This is a genomic window from Acidimicrobiia bacterium, assembly GCA_035948415.1.
Taxonomy (GTDB): Bacteria; Actinomycetota; Acidimicrobiia; order IMCC26256; family PALSA-555; genus PALSA-555.
Map to the genome: position 1 here is coordinate 1 of DASZJD010000127.1, position 15710 is coordinate 15710.

15 protein-coding genes are annotated in these 15710 nt (G+C 74.8%); 8 read left to right on the top strand and 7 right to left on the bottom strand.

The window, feature by feature from the left end:
- Positions 1–175 precede the first annotated feature (175 nt).
- The gene (locus VG869_16915; GenBank protein ID HEV3452867.1) at positions 176–475 is read left to right on the top strand and encodes a hypothetical protein; all 300 of its coding nucleotides are present in this window, start codon (positions 176–178) and stop codon (positions 473–475) included.
- Here the strand turns inward: VG869_16915 and VG869_16920 are convergent.
- The 3 genes from VG869_16920 to VG869_16930 all read right to left on the bottom strand — a co-directional run bounded on the left by VG869_16920 (position 389) and on the right by VG869_16930 (position 4007).
- Positions 389–1372 carry a sigma-70 family RNA polymerase sigma factor gene (locus VG869_16920; protein ID HEV3452868.1) on the bottom strand — a complete coding sequence of 328 codons (984 nt, stop codon included), beginning with the start codon at positions 1370–1372 and terminating at the stop codon, positions 389–391. The two genes, VG869_16915 and VG869_16920, sit on opposite strands and share 87 nt — an antisense overlap.
- 284 nt (positions 1373–1656) lie before the next feature.
- On the bottom strand, positions 1657–2766 hold the full coding sequence (locus VG869_16925) for a glycoside hydrolase family 43 protein (GenBank protein ID HEV3452869.1): 1110 nt from the start codon (positions 2764–2766) through the stop codon (positions 1657–1659).
- A gap of 431 nt (positions 2767–3197) precedes the next feature.
- Positions 3198–4007: an LLM class flavin-dependent oxidoreductase gene (locus tag VG869_16930; protein ID HEV3452870.1), complete on the bottom strand. Its 810-nt coding sequence runs from the start codon at positions 4005–4007 to the stop codon at positions 3198–3200.
- A gap of 215 nt (positions 4008–4222) precedes the next feature.
- On the opposite strand from VG869_16930, the gene VG869_16935 reads away from it, so the two are divergent.
- Entirely contained in the window at positions 4223–5182 is a 960-nt protein-coding gene (locus VG869_16935) for a zinc-binding alcohol dehydrogenase family protein (protein HEV3452871.1), read from the top strand.
- A gap of 239 nt (positions 5183–5421) precedes the next feature.
- Positions 5422–6396 (top strand): hypothetical protein, encoded by a 975-nt coding sequence (locus tag VG869_16940; GenBank protein HEV3452872.1) that lies wholly within the window; start codon positions 5422–5424, stop codon positions 6394–6396.
- Between the two features lie 51 nt (positions 6397–6447).
- On the opposite strand, the gene VG869_16945 is transcribed toward VG869_16940, so the two are convergent.
- Entirely contained in the window at positions 6448–7452 is a 1005-nt protein-coding gene (locus VG869_16945) for an adenosine deaminase (protein ID HEV3452873.1), read from the bottom strand.
- Between the two features lie 161 nt (positions 7453–7613).
- Between VG869_16945 and VG869_16950 the strand changes: the two genes are divergently transcribed.
- Positions 7614–8270, top strand: a complete 657-nt coding sequence (locus VG869_16950; protein ID HEV3452874.1) for a hypothetical protein — start codon at positions 7614–7616, stop codon at positions 8268–8270.
- 15 nt (positions 8271–8285) lie between these two features.
- Here VG869_16950 and VG869_16955 read toward each other — a convergent pair whose 3' ends face one another.
- Positions 8286–8906, bottom strand: a complete 621-nt coding sequence (locus VG869_16955; GenBank protein HEV3452875.1) for a class I SAM-dependent methyltransferase — start codon at positions 8904–8906, stop codon at positions 8286–8288.
- Between the two features lie 101 nt (positions 8907–9007).
- On the opposite strand from VG869_16955, the gene VG869_16960 reads away from it, so the two are divergent.
- Entirely contained in the window at positions 9008–9508 is a 501-nt protein-coding gene (locus VG869_16960) for a GNAT family N-acetyltransferase (protein ID HEV3452876.1), read from the top strand.
- Between the two features lie 19 nt (positions 9509–9527).
- On the opposite strand, the gene VG869_16965 is transcribed toward VG869_16960, so the two are convergent.
- Both VG869_16965 and VG869_16970 read right to left on the bottom strand, forming a co-directional pair.
- A complete protein-coding gene (locus VG869_16965) occupies positions 9528–11006 on the bottom strand; it encodes an alkaline phosphatase family protein (protein HEV3452877.1) in 1479 nt (492 codons plus the stop codon).
- A 130-nt stretch (positions 11007–11136) separates the two neighbouring features.
- A complete protein-coding gene (locus VG869_16970) occupies positions 11137–12780 on the bottom strand; it encodes a hypothetical protein (protein ID HEV3452878.1) in 1644 nt (547 codons plus the stop codon).
- 231 nt (positions 12781–13011) lie between these two features.
- Here VG869_16970 and VG869_16975 point away from each other — a divergent pair, with 231 nt between their 5' ends.
- The 3 genes from VG869_16975 (at position 13012) to VG869_16985 (ending at position 15691) form a co-directional block, all read left to right on the top strand.
- Positions 13012–13203: a Flp family type IVb pilin gene (locus VG869_16975; protein HEV3452879.1), complete on the top strand. Its 192-nt coding sequence runs from the start codon at positions 13012–13014 to the stop codon at positions 13201–13203.
- A 149-nt stretch (positions 13204–13352) separates the two neighbouring features.
- Positions 13353–14048 carry a hypothetical protein gene (locus VG869_16980; protein ID HEV3452880.1) on the top strand — a complete coding sequence of 232 codons (696 nt, stop codon included), beginning with the start codon at positions 13353–13355 and terminating at the stop codon, positions 14046–14048.
- Complete coding sequence (locus VG869_16985) at positions 14045–15691, top strand: ATP-binding protein (GenBank protein HEV3452881.1); 1647 nt, start codon at positions 14045–14047, stop codon at positions 15689–15691. The genes VG869_16980 and VG869_16985 overlap by 4 nt, the downstream gene beginning before the upstream one ends.
- Positions 15692–15710: the final 19 nt, after the last annotated feature.

Here is a 15710-nt window from a genome sequence, read left to right on the forward strand (position 1 = left end):
GGCACCGGGGATCGGCTCGGTCGGCTCGCCGCCCCAGCGTTCTGCCATCGCGCGGTGATGCTACGACGGCCGCGATCGGCTCCCGGCGGTGTGGACTCGGCCTCGGCCGGGCCCGCCGGTGACTCCGACGCCGTGGCGTCGTCGTATCAGGGTGCGGCGAGGGGACACCGAGGCCATGGTGGTGCTGGTCCGTCGAGGCACCGAGCTGGCCCGCTGGCCGCTGTCAGGGTGGGACGATGACGGGCTCGCCGCCGTGGACCGGCTGGCGCGGCTGCAGCTCGCGGCCCGACGGTTGGGGTGGTCGATCGAGCTGCGGGGCGCCGGTGCGGAGCTGTTGGAGCTGCTCGACCTGGCGGGCCTTGCGGAGGTCGTCCCGGAGGGCTGCGGGCTAGGGGTCGAGCCGGGCGGGGAGGCCGAAGGACGCGAACAGGTCCGGGTCGACGAAGTTGTGATGCCCGACGATCCGGTCGCCTGAGACCTCGATGACCTGGATCGCGAACGGCTGGTGGCCACCGTGCCCGTCGGACCGGTAGGAGCCGAAGGCGGCGCAGCCGTTGGCCGAGGTCGCGACGAGCCGGGAGCCCTGGCAGCCGCTGCCCGGGCCGAGGAACCAGCGGCCCATCTCGGCCGCGCCGCGCAGCCAGAAGTCGTACGGCGGCATCGACATGACGGCGTCCTCGTGGAGGAGCGACACCAGCGCGGCGATGTCGTAGCGCTCGAAGGCGTCCACGTAGCGGACGAGGAGGGCCTGCTGGTCGGGGTCCGCCGGGGCTTGCGGCGCGGCGTCGAGATCGAGCGCGGCCAGGGTCGCACGAGCCCGCTGGAGCGCGCTGTTGACCGACGCCACGGTGGTGTCGAGGAGCTCGGCCACTTCGACCGAGTGCCATCGCAGCACCTCGCGCAGGATCAGGACCGCTCGTTGCCGGGCCGGGAGGTGCTGGAGGGCGGTGATGAATGCCAACCGGACGCCCTCTCGCGACGTCGCCACCTCGGCGGGGTCGGCGACGTCGGACCCGAGCCGGGCGTCCAGGATCGGCGTCACCCAGGCGTGGGCCGGGAGGGTCGCGCCGCGGAACGAGTCCACGGTCGAGGCCGGGCCCAGGTCCATCGGCTGGGCCCGGCGCTGGCGGCCCCGGAGCATGTCGAGGCACACGTTCGTAGCGATCCGGTAGAGCCACGACCGCACGGTCGACCGGCCCTCGAAGCTGTCGATGCCGCGCCAGGCCCGCACCATCGTCTCCTGCACGGCGTCATCGGCCTCGAAGGCGGAGCCGAGCATCCGGTAGCAGTAGCCGGTCAGCGCTCGTCGGTGCGGCTCGAAGTCGTCGGCCCGGACCTCGGTGCTGTGGACGGCCTCGGAGTGGACGCGCACAGGACCGGATCCTACGGCGGTCCTCATCGACTGCCTGCATCTGAGGATGCGCCCAGGCGGTCGGTCCGGACGCACTCGGTGTCGACGTCGGGTGTCGGCACGATCGCTCTCCTCCGTGGTCGGGCCGCCGGGCCCGTGGCGCTCCCGACGTACGACGCCGCCGGGGCCGAGGACTCATCGCGCCGTTGGCCCATTTGGGGGCGATGGGGAGCACGGTGTCGGCCGCGACGACCCGGGCGGGTCGTACCGTCGGGACCCCGGGGGCCGGGCGTCGAGCGCCGGGCCTAGAAGGCGGCGAGGTACGGCCCGGACGGCTTGAAGGCGATGTGGACGAGGGCGACCGGCCGCTCGGTGTCGGTCCGGTAGCGGACGGCCCACGGCCCGTAGACCATCCAGAGACCTCGGGCGTCGCTGAACAGCGACGATTCTCCCGGCCCGGCTCCCTGGGCGTTCGAGCCGAGGAAGGGACCCGGCGAGGGCTTCGAGCACGGCCCGGCCGGTCCGGCGCACTCGGCCACGCCGATGGCGTACGCGGGCTGGTTGAACCAGTTGCCGGAGTAGAAGAGCCAGTAGCGGTGGTTCGCCAGGACCATCTGGGGGGCCTCGACGATCCGTCCTTCCCAGGGCTGATCGGCGGCCAGGATCATCGTCGCGTTGCCCACGAGGTGGAGCCCGTCGCGGCTCAGGCGTTGGGCGTAGAGGCCCGTGTGGCTGGTGCCGCCGACGTCGGCGTTGTCGTCGGACTTCCAGTGCAGCCAGAGGGATCCGTTCGTGTCGACGAAGCTTCGGGGGTCGATCGAGCCCAGGTGGTCGGTCTGGCAGACGAGCATCTGCTGGCTCGGCGTGAACGGCCCGGCGGGCGTGGCCGCGGTCGCGGTGCCGATGCACTGCGTGGCCGGGGTGCGATCCTTGACGCGCGCGGTGAAGTACATGACGTACCGGTTGCCGATGAGCCGGACGTCGGGTGCCCACGTGAAGCCCCAGCTCGCCCAGGTGGGCAGCGTCGGCAGCGCCTCGGTTGCCGCGCTCCAGTGCTGGAGGTCCGTGGACACGCGGAGCGGAAGCTCGGGCGACGGATGTCGGAAGTCGAGCGAGTAGTTGGCCGTCTCGCTGGAGTAGAGGTAGTACACGCCCCCGACGACCAGGACGAACGGGTTGGGCAGGTCCCAGAACGGGGTGACGATCTTGGCCGGTGTCGCCGGGTCGGCGGCCGGCGGGAGGCCCGGGGTCGGGGAGGCCGGGAGACCTGGGGTCGGGGCGGCCGGGGGAGTGGCGACCGCGCCGCCGCTTCGGACGTGTGGCGCCGCCCCGGCGCTCGGCGAGTGCCGGTTGGGGAGGACCGCGACGGCGGACAGGATGACCGCGCCCACGAGCATGATCGTCAGGTTCGTCACCGCGCCCGCGCCACGATGGCTTGGACGGGCGGGCTCCGGCGCCCGAGTCGGGCTCTGGGTCGGGTGCGCCGGATGCGTCGAGCCCCGGTATCTGGGACCCCGCGTGGTCTCGGGCCGCAGACGCGGCCGGGTCCGGGGCGCCCAGGTCATATCGGGCTCACTGCGGCACCGCCGTGCGCGCGCGACCGCCGAGGGGCGCGAGAGACTCGGTTTCCCGGCGCGTTCCGGCGATGGTCAGACCCGCGCGACCGCAATGCAGCCCCCAAGAGCCAGCCCATTCGGTGCGCCCGCATGGTAGCGAGGCGCCCAAAGCGCCTCCAAGCGGGGCCACGAACAGGCTCCTGCGGGCCCGCACACGCAGTCCCCGCCTGGTGGCGCACGTGGTCGGGCGTCCGGCCGCCCGCCGCCTGCCCGCGCCGCGGACGGACGATCTACGAGCGCGGCGGGCCCGCGGTGACGATCTGACGCACCTCGGCCAGCGGCTGGTCGGGGGCGAAGGACTGGGCGAACCAGGTCGCGCCCGCGGCCGCGAGCTCGCCCACCTGGTCGCGTCGGCCCGGCACGCACACGTCGAGTGGCTCGTCACGCACTCGGTGCCGCTCGACCTCGACGCGCAGGGCCCGCACGTCCGCCGGCGTGACGGGTCCGTCGGGGCGAAACGGCATGACGCCGTCGCAGCGGGCGACACGCCGCGCCGGTCCGGCGCGGAGGGGCCAGAGCGCCGCCGACCACAGCGGGATGCGCGGAGCCTGCAGCGGCCGGGGCAAGAACCGAACGTCGTCGACCGACAGCCGCGTCCCGCGGTACGTCACGGGGTCGCCCGACCAGAGCCGAGTCAGGATCTCGAGACCGTCGTCGAGCAGCGCCGCGCGCGTGGTGTCGTCACCGGCCTCGCCCCCGAAGGCCTCGAACTCGCGCCACACGTCGACGCCGAGCCCGACGCCGAGGACCAGGCGACCCCCGCTGAGGTGATCGAGCGTGACCGCCTCCCGAGCGACCTTCCACGGCCGCCGCCGGGGAAGGGGCGTGACGAGCGGGCCCAGCCTGATGCGCGTCGTCGTGACGGCCACGGCCGCGAGCGTGATCCAGGGATCGACGAACGGGACGTCGACGCCGTGGAGCAGGTGGTCCCAGAGGAAGAAGCCGTCCCAGCCGGCCTGCTCCGCGTCTCGGGCCAACGCCACCACCTGCGAGACGTCGCCGAAGGTCCCGAACGGCGGGAGGTGGAGCGCGTATCGCACGCCGGGGACAGTAAGCCAGGTCCGGCAGCACGGTCGTGGCGTGAGCCCGTGTCACGTCCGCGAACGGGCGCCCGCTCGTGTTCCGTCCGGTGCGGGGGTGCCCGCCGCGCCGATCGGGCGCGGCCCGAGGAACGAGACCCGACGCGCTCCGGCGTGACCGCCACGATCGCGAGCTCCCCTGCGCGCACCCGGGCGCCTGAGTAGGTTCGTATCCGATGAAGGCCGCCGTGTACCACCAGACCGGCCCGCCCGACGTCCTCGTCTACGAGGACGTCGAGGATCCGACGTGCGGTCCCGGTGACGTGCTCGTCGAGGTCCAGGCGGTCAGCATCGAGGGCGGCGACACGCTGAACCGAGCCGGTGGCGAGATGGCCACGCGCCCGCACGTCGTCGGGTACCAGTGCGCGGGCACGATCCGCGCGGTCGGGGCCCAGGTCGAGGACCGCAAGGTCGGCCAGCGGGTCGTGTGCACGATGCTGTGGGGCTCGCACGCCGAGCTCGTCGCCGTCCCCGAGATCCTCACGTGGCTCGTGCCCGACGACCTCGACATCGCCGACGCCGCCTGCGTGCCGGTCGCGTTCGGGACCGCCGACGACTGCCTCTTCGAGTTCGGCGGGCTCCGGGCGGGAGAGACCGTGCTCGTCCAAGCCGGCGCCAGCGGCGTCGGGCTCGCGGCGATCCAGCTGGCCAAGCAGGCGGGCGCGACGGTGCTCGCGACCGCGTCGAGCGACGAGCGACTGGAACGGCTGCGCGAGTTCGGCCTCGATCACGGGATCAACTACCGCGCCGTCGACTTCGCGGACGCCGCGCGTGCCCTGACCGACGGCCGCGGGGTCGACCTCGTCGTCGACTCGGTGGGCTCCACCCTGTCCGGCAGCATCCGCGCGCTGGCCTACCGGGGCCGCTGCACGCTGGTGGGTCAGGCCGGTCGCGATCCGCAGCCGTTCGACGCCTCCATGCTGATGATGGGGAACCAGACCCTCATCGGCGTGTTCTTCGGCGCCGAGGTGACGACCGACCGCGTCCAGGCGATGGTCGCCCGGCATCTCCAAGCCATCGCCGACGGCCGGCTCCGGGTCGTGGTCGACCGCAGGTACCCGCTCGCCGAGGCCGCCGCTGCGCACGCCTTCGTCGAGAGCCGCCATGCCGTCGGCCGGGTCGTCCTGGTCCCGTAGCGGACCGCCCCCGTCGGCGGCGGCGCGACCCACGCCCCCCCGGTCCGGAGCGACGACCCGCTCGGGTCGCGGCTCCTCGGGCGTCGCGAGACCCGGTCGACGAGGTCGGCGCCGGTCGCCGGACCGAGACCGTCGTCCCGTGCCCGACGCGGTCCGATTTCGGTCGACCGTCACCGATCGGCCACTCTCAGCGGCAGCGCTTGGACCGTGCCGCCGGTGCCGAGTCCGAGGGAGTCCGAATGGCGAACTTCTGTGCGAACTGCGGCGCCGGGCTCGGCGCCTCGACGTCCTCGTGCCCGCAGTGCGGCGCGCCGGCCTCGGATGGCGCCGCCGTGCTCGACGCCCGTGAGCTGGCGGACGCCACGAGCGAGCACCCGCTCGACCCCGGACCGGCGGCGGGCCCCCCCACCGAGGACCCGACGCCGCCCGGTGGGGTGGTGGCCGACGGAGGGCCCAGGCCGCCGCTGCGCCCGGATCCCGCCGCCAGCGCGCCGTCCGCCGACGACCCCGACCGGACCCTCCCCGGTCGCAGCCGCCGCGTCGACCTCGAGGCCTGGTGGTCCGCGCCCCGGCATCGCACGTTCGTCGCCGTCGCCGCGTGCGGGCTGCTCCTCGGCGTTGCCGTCGGCCTGGCCTTCGCGGCGGGCGGACGGCCGTCGGAGACGACCGGCCCCAAGGCTGCGGCCCCGCCGAGGTCGCGGCCGCGGCCGGCTCGGGCCGCGCCGCCGGCCGGCGTCCAGCAGCGCGAACGCACCTACGTCGCCCGGCTCGAGGCGGTCCTGCAGGAGTCGGCGGCGGGCCGGAACCAGCTCGTGGCCGCGCTCCGCAGCGCCCAGGGGGCGTGCGCGATCACGCCGCTCGCCGCGTCCCAGCAGATCCACGCCGTGGTCGGCAACCGTGTGGCGATCCTCAACGAGCTCGCCGCCCTGCCGCCCGCCCCGAACGCCGAGGCCCAGCAGCTCGAGCAGCGGCTGCAGGCGGCGGTGCGCGCGTCGGCGCAGGCCGACGCCGAGTACGAGGCGTGGATGCGGGACCTGGGCCAGTCGGGGGTCGACCCCTGCGCGGACGCCGGCGTGTCGACGAGCCAGAGCTTCCGGGACGCGGCGCGGGCCGCCGACGCGAACGCGACGGCGCTGAAGACCCAGTTCGTGACGTCGTTCGACGCGGTCGCGGCCCGCTACGGGCTGCCGACGTGGACCGAAGCCGGCTTCTAGCTCGAAGCCCCGCCCGCCCGGGCTCGACCGGGCCCAGTCCCGAGTGGAGGGTCAGCCGGCGGCGGCCACGCGGTCGAGCTCGTCGAGGTGGCGCTGCTGCTCCGACGGCTCGAGGAACGAGGCCACGAAGGAGTTGCGGGCCACCGCGATCATCTGGTCGCGGCCGAGGGCGAGGGCTGCGGCGGTGGCGGCGTAGTTGTCGCCGATGTACCCGCCGAAGTAGGCGGGGTCGTCCGAGTTGATCGTCGCGCACAGGCCCCGATCGAGCATCCGCCCGACGTTGTGGTGGCGCAGGTCGGGGAAGACCCGAAGCCGGACGTTCGACAGGGGACAGACCGTCAGCGGCACCTGGTCGGCGACGAGGCGGTCCACGAGGGCGTCGTCCTCCAGGCAGCGGACCCCGTGGTCGACGCGCTGCACCTGGAGCACGTCGAGCGCCTCCACGATGTACTCGGGCGGGCCCTCCTCGCCGGCGTGGGCGACGGCGGCGAGCCCCTCGGCCCGGGCCCGAGCGAAGACCTCGGCGAACTTGGCCGGCGGGTTGCCCCGCTCGGAGGAGTCGAGCCCGACGACGCTGATCACGTCCCGGTGCGGCATCGCGAGGTCGAGGGTCGCCATGGCCGCCTCGGCGCTGAGGTGCCGGAGGAAGCAGAGGATGAGCCGCCACGTGATTCCGAGCTCTCGCTCGCCGTCGGCGAGGGCGGCGCTGATGCCACCGACGACGACCTCGAACGGGACGCCGCGGTCGGTGTGGGTCTGCGGATCGAAGAAGACCTCGGCGTGGCGGACGCCCTGCTCGTGCGCGCGCGCCAGGTAGGCGCGCGTGAGCTCGTAGAAGTCGCGCTCGGCGACGAGCACTCGGCAGCCGGCGTAGTAGATGTCGAGGAACGACTGCAGGTCCTCGAACACGTAGGCGGCGCGGACGGCCTCGACATCGGGGTACGGCAGCGCGACGTGGTTCCGCCCCGCCAGCTCGAACAGCATCTCCGGCTCGAGCGTGCCCTCGAGGTGCAGGTGCAGCTCGGCCTTCGGGAGCGGGCTGAGCGTGGCTTCCATCGACACCCTCCTCGCGGCCGCCGGCGGTTGGGCGCAGCGAGCCCGCCACTGTACGCAGCACCGCGGGCGCGAGCCCCGAGCCGCGGCGGCGATCGGCGCGGGGTCGTGCCGGCCGACGTGGCGATGCGACACTGGCCCGCCGAGACCAGGTCGAGGAGCCGATGTTCGAGCGTCGCCGGGAGCGGAAGGCCGCGGCCCGGTACCAGGATGCGCTCGCCCGCTGGCAGCGCGAGCGGGACGAGCAGACCGCCGCGGTGACGCTCGCGCAGACCTACGCCGGCGAGCCGACCACCGAGCTCGTCCTGCACGCCGGGGAGGCGGTCTTCGCCAAGGTCACGAACGTCGGCCTGGTCGAGCCGCGCAAGGGTCCAGGTCAGTGGCAGGGCCGCTCCTCCGGCGTGTCGATCCCGATCGGATCGCTCGGCGGCCGGACGGTCCGCTACCGGATCGGCGCCAGCCGGGGCCACTACGTGCAGGGCGCCCCGCATCCGACCGCCATCGACACCGGCACGCTCTTCATCACCAACCAGCGGCTCGTGTTCGAAGGGCATTCCCAGACCCGGGAGTGCCCGTTCACGAAGCTCCTCGGCTACGAGCACGGCGACGACGGCACCACGACCGTGTCGGTGTCCAACCGCCAGCGTCCGGTGACGGTCCACTACGGCGCCAACCTGAACGGCTGGGTCCGGCTCCGGCTCGACCTCGCGCTCGCCCACTTCCACGGCGACGTCCCCGCGCTGGTGGAGCGGCTCCAGCAGGGCCTGGCGGCCGTCGACGCCGAGAAGCCGAGCCCGCCCCCGGGCCCGCCCGCCTCGTGAGCCGCCCGGGCCGCTTCAGCGAGGTGTGACCAGCGCGAACAGGTGCTCGCCGTGCCCCATCGGGTCGGGGACCAGCCGGTCGACGAGGACGTCGAAGCCGGCCTCCCGCAGCAGCGCGAGGTTCGTCGCGGCGTCGAAGTGGCTCCAGTACATGGGCGCGCCGAGCCAGCTGTCGGGATCGTGGTCCTCGGCGAGGTCGCGCGCGCCGAGGCAGAGCAGGGCGGCGCCGCCCGGTCGGAGGACGCGCCGCACCTCCCGGAACACCCCGGGATGCTCCGAGCGCGGGACGTGGATCACGGCGTAGAAGGACGCCAGCCCGTCGAAGCTGGCGGCGGGGAACGGCAACGCGGCGAGGTCGCCCTGGGCGACGGTGACGTGCGGGACGAGGTCGCGGGCGAGCGCGAGCTGCTCGGCGGCGACGTCGAGGCCCACCACCTCGAAGCCGTGGTCCCGGAGCCGCGCCGTGACCGGCACCCCGGCGCCGCACCCGCCGTCGAGGACCCGGCCGCCCGGCCGGACCCGGGCCGCGAGCTCCGCCAGCAGCGTCACGTCGGCGCCGTGGAGGGGACGGGCGGCGAGGTAGGCGGCCGCGATCCGCCCGTAGCTGGCCCGGACCACATCACGCGGATCCCCCACGGGCGCCAGTCTCCCGAAAGGCCCGGCGGCGCGGGGCGCGAATTGTCCACGATGGGGCGCTCGACCACCGAGCGGCCGGACGTCGACGGGAGGACCACCGGGTGCCAGAGCTCGCGGTTCGGGCAGGGACGGCGACCGACCTGCCGGCGATCAACGACATCTACAACCACTACGTGCTGCACACCGCCATCACCTTCGAGGTGGAGCCGGTGACGATGACGGCGCGGCGGCGGTGGTTCGAGCAGTACGCCCCACACGGCCGGCACCGCCTCCTCGTCGCCGCCGACGGCGACCACCCGCTCGGGTACGCGACGAGCAGCCGCTACCAGCCCCGGGCGGCCTACGAGACCTCCGTCGAGGTGAGCGTGTACGTGGACCCGGACGCGGTGGGGCGTGGGCTCGGGACGATGCTCTACGCCGCGCTCCTCGCGGCCCTCGAGCCCGAGGACGTCCACCGGGCCTACGGAGGCATCGCCCTGCCCAACGCCGCCTCCGTCGCGCTCCACGAGTGCTTCGGCTTCCGGCGGGTCGGCTACTTCACCGAGCAGGGCCGGAAGTTCGGCCGGTACTGGGACGTGGCCGTGTACGAGCGGAGCCTGTAGCCGGCTGCGCCGATGCTCGCTACCCCTCGACGTCGGCGGCGGTCGCGGCCCGAGGGAGCCGTCTCGGGCTCGGGGTGCCGGTGAGCGTCGTCACCGGGTGCACCGGCAGCAGCGCCGGCGACCGTGGGGTTTGGTTGAAGTTGAACTCGCTCGCCAGGTCGCCGAGGACCTTCACGTTCTCGCGCACGGTCGGGCGGGGATCGGGCCGGCCGTCGGTGGCCGGGCTCAGCCGCTGCCCGCCGAGGAAGTCGTCCTCGATGAACTTCACGTAGGCGTCGAACGAGAGCGTCTGGTGGTCGACGTAGCCCCGCTTGGCGTAAGGGCTGATCACGAGGCCCGGCACCCGGAGGCCGTAGCCGTTGACGTCGACGGTCGGCGGCACGACGTGGTCGTAGAAGCCCCCCCAGTCGTCCCAGGCGACGAAGATCGCGGTCGAGTTCCAGTCCGGTCCGTGCATCACCGCGTTGACGAGGCTCGTGACGTACGACTGGCCGTAGCTGACCGGCGCGGGCGGGTGCTCGCTGACCGCGCCGGAGGGCACGACCCACGAGACCGCCGGCAGCTGGCCGCGCGCCGCCGAGCTGTAGAAGTTGGCGACCGACTGGATGTTGCCGAGCTGACCGTCGTTGCGGACGGTGTCGAAGAACGGCAGCGGGTTCCAGATGCCGGGGGTCTTGGCGCTCTGGCGGATGGCCCCGCAGGACAGGGCGGCGTCGTTCCGGCAGTCGGGCTCCGTGCCCGCGACCACGTAGTAGCCCCAGGAGACGCTGTGCTTGTGGAGCAGGTAGGTGAGGTCGGTCCAGGCGTAGATCGGCGGCGGACGGGTGCCGCCCTGGAAGTCGGCGGGGAGGCCGGGGGCCTGGAGGGCGTTCTGGCAGCTCGACGGCTGGTTGTGCTGGGTGCAGAACGCCGACCACTCGGAGACCTGGAACAGGTGCTCCGGCAGGCTCCACGAGGCGTTTGGCTCGAACATGTGGTCCTGCAGCACGTAGTTGTTGGCGTAGGCCCAGTAGTTCGGGATGTCGCTCTGGGTGTGGTAGCCCATGACGTCCGGCGTCGCCGAGTTCGTGCACGCCGGGTTCGTGGTGTTCCGGCACCCGCGCCGGCCCTGGCCGGCCTGGTTGACGAACCCGTCCATGCGCCCGCCGTTGATGTCGGCGGTGGCGTTGACCTGCCCGTGCGGGCCGCCGCCGTTCACGTCGGCGTGGTCGGCGAACGGCCGCATGCACTGGCCGGTCCGGGCGTCGGGCACGCACACGCTCGGCGTGCCGCCCTGGGTCGGCAGCCCGTCGGCGCCCGGATAGGTGCCGAAGTAGCTGTCGAACGAGCGGTTCTCCTGCATGATCACCACGACGTGGCGGATCTTGTGGATCCCCGACGCGGCCTGCGACCCCGTCGTGGCCTGCGCGCTCCCGCCGCCCGAGCAGGCGGCGACGCCCAGGGTGGCGGCGGCGAGCGTCGCCACCCCGAGCCTGGCTCCGCGGAATTGTCGTGGCACCCCGGTGCTCCTCGTCCGTGCCGTCGACGGGGACACTGTGCCCTCGACGCGTCCGGACGACGCGGATCCTGTTAGGCCTCGGTTAGGCCGGCTCCGGCCGACTGGGGGCGGCCGAGGGGTCGGGACGCAGTCACGTCTTCCGGCGGCAACCCGCGGACGCGGCCTTCGTCACCGCGTACAGCGAGACGTGGTCCACGGTCGTCAGGCGGCGAAGCCCGGGACCGCGGAGGGCGCGGGCGCTGATCAACCCGGTGGCGCGGCCGCGGTCGACGGCGAGCCGCGCCGCCGCGCAGGCCGCGTCGGCCGGCGTCACGGCGCGCATCCCGGCCGCCTGGCGGTCATCGTGGACGAAGAAGGGCGTCCAGGCCCGCCGCGCCGCCGAGTAGGTGCTGCGGTCGAGGTAGGCGCCGACGCCGGTGGCGACGAAGTCCTCGTCGGAGACGAGGGCGCCCGAGAGCTGGTGGGCTCGCGCCGCCTCGGCGAGGGCGCGATCGGGTGAGAAGGGATGGATCGTCGCGCTCGGGTACACCGCCAGCGTCGCGACGACCTGCGCCGTCACGACCGCACCGAGGGCGACCGATGCCCACGCCCCGGCGCGGCGCGGCCGGGTCCACCCCAGCGGCGTCCCGGCCGGCTCGAGCCCGCCGCCCGGCGCCCGGGCGAGCCAGGCCACGGCCAGGAAGAGCACGAACACGGTGCCGGCGTACCGGGCCTGGTCCGGGAGCACCACCACCGCGAAGAAGAGCTCGCAGCCGATCACGCCGAGGCACCACAGCCGCCGGGCCAGCGGCGAGCGCAGCCCGACCAGCACCACGACGAACACGGCGAGCGACAGCGCCGCCTCGACGAGCCGGCCGGCCGGGAGGCGGTCGAGCAGCTGCGAGTTCCACGCCCCGACGCGCGCCGGGATCGGGAACAACCCGCGCCAGATCCCGGTGGCGGCGTGCGCCACCCGCGTCGTCCCGGTCGTGGCCAGGTTGCCGAGGCCGGGCGTGAACTCGTGGAAGTCCCGGGGCGGGAGGCAGGTCAGCGCGGCGCCGACGGCGGCGAGGAGCGCGCCGAGCACGAAGCGCCGTCGCGCTCGCCGCTCTGTCCCGGCGGGCGGCGGAGACCCGCGACGATCGAGCGCGACCGCAGCCGCGAGCGCGACGGTGAGCACCGCGCCGGCGAGGCTCGTCCAGGCCAGGAGCGCCGCGGCCGCCAGCGCCGCGCCCCAGGCCGGGCGGGGCCGGCCGAGCGCCACGAGCACGACGACGAGGGCGAGCAGCCCGAGCGAGTACGAGCGGCTGATGACGCCGTACTCGAAGGCGACCGAGTACCCGGCGAGCATCGCCACCCGGACCGGCAGCGTGAACGGGGATCGGAACAGGACCAGGGCCGCGGTCGCGGTGACGACGACCAGCTCCACGAGCTGAAGGGCGCGGGGGTCGCCGGTGAACCGGGTGACGCCATACAAGACGAGATACCAGGCCAGCGGGTGGCCCTCGTACCGGAGGTTGCGGTAGAGGCCGCCGAGGGAGTGGCTGGCGCGGGCGATGTTCCAGGCCTGGAGCTCGTCGAACCACATGACGTGCTGCCAGAGCCCGACCGCGGTGAGGACGCTGAACACGAGGAGGAGGGTGAGGCAGAGCCGGGGAGACCCCGACCGCCGACGCGGGGCCGGGCTCGGGATCGCGGCCGGCGCCGCGTCGGGGCCGGGCGGGGCGGGTCCGACGTCGGGCGGGGCGCCGGCCGGGGCCGCCGACGGGCCGACCCGCGCTAGCGCCCGGGCCATCGCGGGCTCGGCCGCGGCTCAGCCCGGGCGTGGTCGACGCGCGGCCCGGCTGCGGTTCGCGGGTCGGGCGAGCTCACCCTGCGGGGATCGACCGGCGGGCGCCGAGGCTGAAGGCCCGGCCGGCGGCCTCAAGTTCCGTCCGGGTGCGGCCGATACCTGAGCCTGCGGTGCGGGGTTCCGGGAGGTCGTGGGGTACTGGACACGAACCGGACGGAAGGACGGGGCAAGCTGATGAATCTCTTCGTACTGCGAAGCTGGCTCCAGGCCAGGCTCGGCCGCGACGAGCGGGGAGCCAACCTGGTTGAGTACATCCTGCTCGTGGCTCTCATCGCGCTCGCGGTGATCGCGGCGGTGGTGTTCCTGCGTGGTCAGGTGAACAGCCAGTTCAGCAACGCTGGCAGCCACTTGAGCACCGGCTCGTAAGACCACAGCCAACCCGTCGGGCCCGCCACCGGCGGGGCCCGGCTGCAAGCCCAGACGCTGGCCGCCCTTCGGGGCGGCCAGCTCGCGGCTGCCCCCTTGCGCGTCGCGACGCGGATCACGGTGACCGCCGGTCGGGGTCTCCGATCGACGTGGCTCCCCTCGCGGTCGTCTCCGCCCGATCGGTGGCGTGGCGCGCCGCTCGCGCCGCGTCGGGCCCGGCGGGGATCCGGCCCGACTCGCGGGCGGCCTTGCGGTGGGTGGCGGAGCAGCACGCCGTCCGCCTCGACGTCTTGCGCCACGTCCTCGACCGCCGGCGGCCGGTGTCGGCCGCCCGCACCGCGAGCGTCGTGGACCGCTGGCGGGCCCAGGGCCTCGTCGACCGGGGGCGCGTCCTGGCCCGGACCACCGCCGCGGTGTGGCCCACCGCCGCGGGCCTGCGCGCCGTCGGCCTCCGGGGCCGTCCGGCGCCGCCGCCGCTCGGCCTGCTGCCGCACCTCCACGCCGTCTCGCTGGTCCGAGTCGCGGTCGAGCGGGCGGGCGGCGCGTGGACGAGCGAGCGGCAGCTCCGCCGGGAGCGGACGAGCCCCACCGCCCACGTCGCCGACGGGCGGTTCCGCGCCGCCGACGGCGTGGACACCGCGGTGGAGGTCGAGCTGACCCCGAAGGGCGCGTCCCGACTCCGTGACATCGTCGAGGAGCTCCTCGACGACCACGACGCCGTGCTCTACGTCGTCGAAGGGACGCGCGTGCGGACCGTGGTCCAGCGGGCCGTCGACGCGCTCGATGCGGGCCGGCGGGTCGCCGTCTGCGACCTGGACTGGTTCCGGCTGCACCCCGACCGGTGAGCGGGCCCGAGTCAGCCGGCGACGCCCGCGATCCCGTCGGCGCCGCCGCCGGCGTCGTGGCGCTCGGCGCGCTCGTGGCCCTCGCCGCGCCCGTGCTCGCGGTCGCGGGCCCGCTCGCGCTCCTCATCGACCGGCGGGGCTGGCGGCGGTGGCCCGCGGCGACGACCGGCGTCCTGCTCACCGCCGTCGCGGTCGTCGCCGGCGGCGCGCACGCGTACGCACGCGTCGTCGCGGGCGCGGCGCGCGGGGTCCCGCCCGGCCGTGCCGACCTGCTCGGCGCGGTCCTGCTCGGCCTCGCCGCGGGCGTGGCCGCCGGGCCGGCGCTGCCCGCCCTTGTCCACCATCACGACGAGCACGAGGCGACGCGACACGCACGGGAGCTCAGCCGGCGTCGACGCGCCGCCGCGCAAGCGGATCGGCGGCTGCGCCGAGCCCGCTGGCCGGCGCCCCCGGGGCACACCGTGCTCGGCGTCGTGCTCGGCGGTTCGCACGCGCCCGCGTCCGCCGCGCCGCGGATCGCCACGCTCCCGAGCCCGACCTGGCTCCGCCAGGCCCTCGTGGTCGGGGAGACCGGCAGCGGCAAGACGATGACCGCGCTCACGGTCGCCAGCGAGGCGATGCGCGGCGGCTGGGACGTCTACTGGATCGACGGCAAGGCCGACCCGGAGATCGCGGACCGGTTCCTCGGCCTCGCGCGGCGGTGGGGCGTGGCCGCTCGCGACGGGACTCGCGACCCGATCGACGGGTGGCGCGGCGGCCCCGACAGCGTCGTGAACCGGCTGCTCGCCACGCAGGCGTTCACCGAGCCGTACTACGCCGGCATCGCCCGGAACGTGCTGCGATGGGCGGTGGCCGCCGACCCGCCCGCCAGCTTCGCCGAGCTCCTGGCCCGGATGGACCGGCGGAGCCTCCGGCGCCGCTGGCGTCACGACCCCGACGAGGCCGAGAAGATCCGCCGTCTCCCCGAGCCCGAGTTCCTCGGGGCTCGGTACCGCTACGAGGGCGTGGCGTGGGCGGTCGGGACCACCCTCGACGGCGACTGGTCCTACGAGGACGTGGCCGCGGCGTACGTGCCCGTCGGCCGGCCCGAGCACCGGAACCAGGCCGCCGAGGTCGGGGCCTTCATCCTCGAGGACCTCCTCCACTGGGCCATGGCCCGCAAGCGGGCCGACCGGGACGCGCTCGTGGTCATCGACGAGTTCTCGAAGCTGGCCGCTCGACCCGACGCCGCCGTGGACCTCGTCGAGCGGGTGCGCTCGTTCGGGGTCGGGGTGGTGCTGATCGGCCAGACCTGGGCCAGCCTCGGCGGCACCGAGACGGTCCGCGAGCGCCTGGCCGGCACCGTCGGGACCGTCATCGTCCACCAGCTCAAGGCCCCGGAGCGCCTCGTCGCCCTCGCCGGCACCGAGTGGACGCTCGAGCGCACCGAGCAGACGGCCGGGCTCGCGCCCACCGGGCGCGCGTCCCAGCGGGCGGGGCGGCGGTTCGTGGTCGGCCCCGACGACGTGCGCGCGCTCGGCTGCGGGGAGGCCTTCCTCCTCACGCGCGGGCGGGCGGTCCGGCTCCGCGTCCGCCCCCCGGAGCCGCCCGTCGGCGGCGCGCCCGCGGGCCCGCTGAACGCCGTGCCTCGGATCCCCGGGTAGCGTCGACGGAGACGCCGGC